Raw genomic sequence first — 6307 nt, forward strand, 5'->3', positions numbered from 1 at the left:
TGTGAGACTCCTTTTAGTTTTTTTAGTTGCCTAAACCAAAAATTACTAATTTTTCGGGAGTCTCTCTTTTTTATTTTCAACTAAAAATGAATTTACACCATTTAGATTCACGAAGTAATTATGAAGAAACACCTAAAGAAATCTTAGAAGATGAAAATAAATTAATGTTGTTAAATGCAAGTAGAATTTTTAAAAACATTAAGAAAAGACGAAATGCAAATAAAATTTTAGATAAACTATTAATTAAAGGGACGACATGGGAGGAAATTAAATATGAAAAAAGTAACATAGAAAAGCTTAATTATTTTTCTACAGGTGATCTTTTTTTACATTTTGATTTTAACGGTAAGCATTGGTATGAGTTCAAGAATGAATTAGATTTGATAAATGAAAAACTTCTTGATGATTTTGTTGAAGAATTGCCAAATTCAAAAGGATTTATATTAAAAAAGTATTTGTATAAGACATTAAGCTCACCAGAAAAAGATTTGCAATTTCCTCGATTCTCAGCTGCCGAGCGTTACAAAAATAAAATATTTACCAAGAAAGAAGATATTTCAGATCTTATCTACGCTATAGATTATTCTAAAACCGCACTAATAAGAATTCCTAATACTAGTATAAAAATAATTGTCCTTCCTAAAGGAACAAATTTAACAGCTGAAGATTATGATAAATTTCTAGGGAAAGAAATATCCCTTAAGGATGAACCGGAGTCCGAAGAAATAATAAAAAACACAAATGATCTTGATGTTAATTCTAATATTGATAGGTTGTTTAACAATATTACAGAGGATATAAATGAAAATATTACACAATTTGATTTAATCATTAGTAAAGGAGGCGGACAAAATAGCCCAGACAGTGACCTTATTGAATTATCAGGAATTGAAAAAAGTTTTATCAACTATATCAGCACAAGAATCAGAAAAATATCTGTAGAGTTATTTGAGGAACGTGCAAGAATCATTAAATCAGAAAAGCTGGAAGCGTTTAATATTTATCGTTCCTTCCTAAATATACTAGGTGACAAGACTAAAGAAAAGAAAAAGTACCAGAATCATCTATATACTGTCTTACCACAAATATATTCCGGTACATATTATCGCGACCCCATTTTATTGCCAATTTTTATTGAAAAAGCAGAAGAACGAATTAGAAATGATGAAGCTTATTATAACTCATTTAAATATGATTTCTATTTTTTAACTAAAATCCAAAATACACCAATAGAAGGAGAAAACCTTATGAAAATTTTAGAGTCCCCCAGTTATAAACTCGGTTTATCGTTGGGAAAAATAGCTGCCCCTCTCAAATTCGAAATAAAATCTTTTGAGAAGAATTATGTCGGTAATTTAACAAGGAGGATAGCTTCTTTAGACGATCTGATTAAGTTTAAAGTCGATATCGAACAAAAACTGATAATGCATGACAAAACTTATCCCGATATTAAAGAAGCATCCTTAACATTATCAGAAGAAGTTAAATCCTTTAAGGGAAGATTTGATAAGAATGAATGTGCCTTTGGCTTCTTTGAAAGTTATTTTGCTAACTCAAAGAAAAAGGAAGAAGATAATCAAGAAGAAAATAAAAATGAAAATTAAATATTTAAATGAGGTGAAAAATGGGAAATAATAACAACTCAACCGTACAGACAAAATCTGAAATTCTCTTTCTTTTCGAAAGCATTTATACTATTCCTAACGGAGACCCTTTTACAGGCGAGCAGAGGTACGATGAAGAAACAAAAAAAATTCTTGTAAGTGATGTAAGAATAAAAAGATATATAAGAGATTATTTATTTGAACAAAAAAGTGAAGATGGAGCACCCCTTTTTGAAATTTATGTCTGGAATGATATTTCAGAAGCGACTGGGAAACAGTCGGGATCTGCTGCACGAATGAAATCTTTAAAAAAGAAATATGAGAAAGATGAAAGTGTTAAAACAGAAAATAAAATTGATGCAACAAAATTATTACAAAAATGTATCGATGTTAGACTATTTGGTGGTATATCTACAGAAGAAAAAGATGCCGTTAATCTAACTGGACCAGTACAATTTGCTTTGCTTAATCCTTCTTTAAATGAAGTTGAATTGAGAATACATCAGAATACATCTGTATTTGTATCGAGTGTGGAAAAATCAAGGGGTGCTATAGGAACTACAACAGTTGTTCCCTATGCAATAAACCAAATACATGGTTGGATAAACCCTTATTCCGCCAAATATACTAATCTAAGTGATAATGATGTATCTATTATGTTAAAAGCATTATGGGAAAGTGTGAACAATGTAAACACAAGAACAAAATCGAATCAAAACTCATTATTATTATTGCAAATAATCTATTCGGAACCGAATAAGAAACTATATGGCTTGGATAGATTAATAAAAATTAACACCAAAATTAACGACGAAGTAGAAAAGAAAGGTGAGCAGTTGCGTTCGCTTGATGATTTTGAATTTGATTTTTCTGGACTATTAACAATTGCGAATGATGAAAAAGTTAAAGAAGTACTTTATTACACCGAATCAAAAAAGATAATGGATTATTTTGAGTCAGAATCGAAAAAAGTAAAATCAAAATTCAAGGAATTAAAATTATCTGAGATAAAATTCGATGGTGAGGTTAAAAAATGAAAGCATTCCAGTTGAAAATAGAAGGCAACTGGGCTCACTTCAAGAAACCAGAAACAAATAACAATCCCCTAACTCACGATTTTATTACCAAAACAGCTTTTATTGGACTCATCGGCGCAGTCTTGGGGAAAGACAGGAACGAAATGAGTGAATTATTTCCTATACTAAGCGATGATATTCTTTATGGAGTTCAGTTATTAAATCCGGTTAAAAAAGAATCGTGGGGATTTACTTTACGAAAGGCAGTTAATTTGTTTGAGAAAGCGCCAAAGAATATGGAATTCTTAAAGCGGCCAAGCTATTTGGTATCGATTGCTTTAGGGGATGATCGTTCCGAAGATGAATTCAATTCATTTTTAACTGCTATTAAGAACAATGAAGCCAAATTTACCCCAATACTTGGATTACATAATTGCCCAGCTAATCTGAGTTATGAGTCTGAAGGAGAATTCTCCGATTTACGAAATGGAAGATTTACTGCTAAATGTTTTATATCTCGAAATCATAGGATTGTGAATATATCAATCACAAAACATTTTAGAGTAGGTTTGGATAAAATACCAACATACCAGAATAATGATTTTTGGAATTTGCCAGAAAGATATAAGGAAGTTATATATCCGGCATCTGACCATGAAATTGTTGCGGAAGGAGAATATTATTTATATAGAAGTAAAGATAAAGAAGAGGAATATTGGTGGCTAACATAGACGAATATTTGTCACATAATAACCCAAACAAGAGATTAATAGACCACATAAATGGAGTTGTAGGGGGTGTAAAAAGAAGAACTGATTCAAAGATAGCGGAGCTATCCGCTATCTTTCATGATGTCGGTAAGATGAATCCGTACTTTCAAGAAAAACTAAAAACAGGTAAAACAAAAGGGTATTCTAAACATTCATATTTATCTGGTTACATTTTTTTATGTTATTTAAAAGAAAATTATAAACATGTTATAGATTATTTAAATGGGGATGAAAATTTAATAAGCGCTGTATTGGCATTAATTACACATCACCATCTAAACCTTCCTGATTTCCCCAAAATCTTGGATGACTCTGAAAAAGATAAACTTAGATCTTTTTTAACAGAGGCATTGCATCTTCCGGTCTCTGAGTATTTGGCTAAGTATTTTCCTAAGGCTACATTTGATATTAATATTCCATATAAAGATAATTTATTGAGTGATATACCGACCCAAATATGCCTAAGAACACAGAAATTGGAAAAAGACCCGCTAAATTTTTTTCTTACGACTCAATTTTCATTTGCTTCATTAATCGCAGCTGATAAGGAAGATGCAAGTAATTATATATCTACTTCTGATTTAAGGGATTTTTGTAAGGTATTTAATAGTTATCTTGAAAACTATATTAGCAATTTTAGGAATGATACTGAAATTAACAAGATTAGAACAGAGATCCGTGAAGAAGCAAAATCAAACATTAAAAGTTTACTGGATAAGAGTTATAGAATATTTTCTCTTACAGCACCGACAGGTTCAGGAAAAACGGTGATACTTCTGAGTTTAGCCGGTGAGATTTTGAAAAGAAAAGGCGATTATCGAATTATATACGGGTTACCTTTTCTTTCCATAACAGAACAAGTGGAATCTATTTGTAACGAAATATTTAAAGAGAATAATAAAAATATAGTTAGGATTGATTCTAAATCTGAGAACAAATTATTTGAGATATACCAAAAAGAATTAGATGGTAATTCTCAAGCGAATAAAAAAATAATCAATGCTCAATTTGCGGATGATATATTTGATCACCCTTTCATAATAACTACGTTTGTAAAAATATTTGAAACGTTGTTAAGTAATAAAAACTCAACTTTACTTAAGCTTCCAAATTTTTCAAGAGCAATTTTTTTGATAGATGAGATTCAGGCGTTGCCGCCTAGGCTTTATGGTTTCTTTGTAGCATTGCTAGACATATTCTGTAAAAAATATGATTCTTATGCAATTATTTCTACTGCTACAATGCCTTGTTTTCAATTACCATCAAATAATAAACATGATTTAACACAATTCTTCGGAAGTTATACTGTGCCTCCGGAATTAGTGTCATTAAATTACTTTAGTCGCAAAGTCTTTAATCGCTACAAAATGAAAATAATCAGTGAAAAGATAGAGGTTGATAGACTTGCTTCTCTAATAGTAGAAAATGATTCCTCTGCATTGGTAATACTAAATACTATTGAAGATACTAAATCACTGTTTTCTAAGCTATGTGAACTTAAATCAAAATTTAAATTAATTTTGTTAAATACTCATTTTACTCCATTAGACAGGAAGAAAAAAATTCGGGTAGCAAAATGGTACTTAAAAAAGAAAGCGAAGGTAGTCTTAATATCTACTCAACTTATTGAGGCTGGGGTTGATATAGATTTTCCACTAGTATACAGAGATTTCGCTCCAATTCCAAATCTTATTCAATCCGCTGGAAGAGGAAACAGAAACGGTTTGATAAAAGAGGGTGCGCGAATTGTTATTTTCCGTTTAGCAAAAGATGATTGTGAAAGAGCATCTTTGATATATAAAGGCATGGATCGAGATATCTTGTCTTTTTCTAAAATCCTTTTTCAATTGAGTGAAATAGATGAAAGTAGTTTATTAAAAGTCCAAAAAAAATATTTTCAGTTTACACAACAAAATTTAATTTTTGGACAACATAATGGTATAGATATGATTGGTGAAATAAAAAATATGGCTTTTGAAAAAGTTGGTCAATTTAAACTAATTAATGAAAAAGAATACGGAGAGGAGATACGGTATTATATACCTCGTAACAATAATGACAACGAGTTTGAAAAACTAGAGCGATTATATGAAGAATTGCAAAATATTATATACAGCGATTTCGATAAGAAGAAGGTGAAATGGATTGAAATTGAAAATCAGTTGAAGAAAATGTCAGATAGAATTGTACAAGTGAGAATAAAATCAACAGATGCTAAACCTGTCGCTGATAAAGACCCTTGTTTTCAAATTTATAAGTTGTCAACAGGATATAGTTCCACCAGAGGAATAGAGTTGTCTAACATTAATCAGATACTATAATATTATTGACATTTTTAGCCCGTTTCTAATATTGGTTGATGAACTACGTATGAAAAGACTAACTGAGTGTGGATATTAACATACAGAAATTCTGTATAGTTTTTTCTAAAGTAATTTGTAATCTTGTAATTTGCAATCTTGCAATAGCAAAATCATGACCGGCACACAAATAGCATATTATCTTATTTGTCAACGTAAACTCTGGTTGTTTCAAAGGAATATCGAAATGGAGCACGACAGCGATACGGTCTCGATGGGTAAATTAATTTCAGATACAACATACAAGCGCGAATCTCACGAAATCCATATTACAGACGATGAAGACGATATAGTGCTCGATTTTTACGACTCGAAAACCAAAACTATACACGAAGTAAAAAAATCAGACAAAATGGAAGAAACTGTAAGAGGAGAGATTAATTATCCGAAATTAAAACAAAAGGCGGAAGTAACGCTGACGGAAAGCGACAGAAAAAAACTAAAAGAAATACGAGAAGAAGTCAAAAAAATAGCAGAACTGAACGTTCCGCCGGAAGTAATCAACAAACCTTTTTGCAAACAATGCGCTTATTATGAGTTGTGTTATGTATGAGGGG

The 6307-nt window shown here is 30.8% G+C and carries 5 protein-coding genes; all 5 read left to right on the forward strand.

Features of this window, described 5'->3' with window-relative positions; translation table 11 throughout:
- Positions 1–86 precede the first annotated feature (86 nt).
- Positions 87–1604 carry a hypothetical protein gene (locus JG780_RS10240; RefSeq protein ID WP_287570526.1) on the forward strand — a complete coding sequence of 506 codons (1518 nt, stop codon included), beginning with the start codon at positions 87–89 and terminating at the stop codon, positions 1602–1604.
- Positions 1605–1624: 20 nt separating this feature from the next.
- On the forward strand, positions 1625–2641 hold the full coding sequence (gene cas7b / locus JG780_RS10245) for a type I-B CRISPR-associated protein Cas7/Csh2 (protein ID WP_287570528.1): 1017 nt from the start codon (positions 1625–1627) through the stop codon (positions 2639–2641).
- The gene (gene cas5, locus JG780_RS10250) at positions 2638–3351 is read left to right on the forward strand and encodes a CRISPR-associated protein Cas5 (protein ID WP_287570530.1); all 714 of its coding nucleotides are present in this window, start codon (positions 2638–2640) and stop codon (positions 3349–3351) included. The genes cas7b and cas5 overlap by 4 nt, the downstream gene beginning before the upstream one ends.
- Complete coding sequence (gene cas3 / locus JG780_RS10255) at positions 3339–5711, forward strand: CRISPR-associated helicase Cas3' (RefSeq protein WP_287570533.1); 2373 nt, start codon at positions 3339–3341, stop codon at positions 5709–5711. The genes cas5 and cas3 overlap by 13 nt, the downstream gene beginning before the upstream one ends.
- A 154-nt stretch (positions 5712–5865) precedes the next feature.
- Entirely contained in the window at positions 5866–6303 is a 438-nt protein-coding gene (locus JG780_RS10260; RefSeq protein WP_287570534.1) for a CRISPR-associated protein Cas4, read from the forward strand.
- The last annotated feature ends 4 nt before the right edge of the window (positions 6304–6307 follow it).

The organism is Thermosipho sp. (in: thermotogales), assembly GCF_020054775.1.
Classification (GTDB): Bacteria; Thermotogota; Thermotogae; order Thermotogales; family Fervidobacteriaceae; genus Thermosipho; species Thermosipho africanus.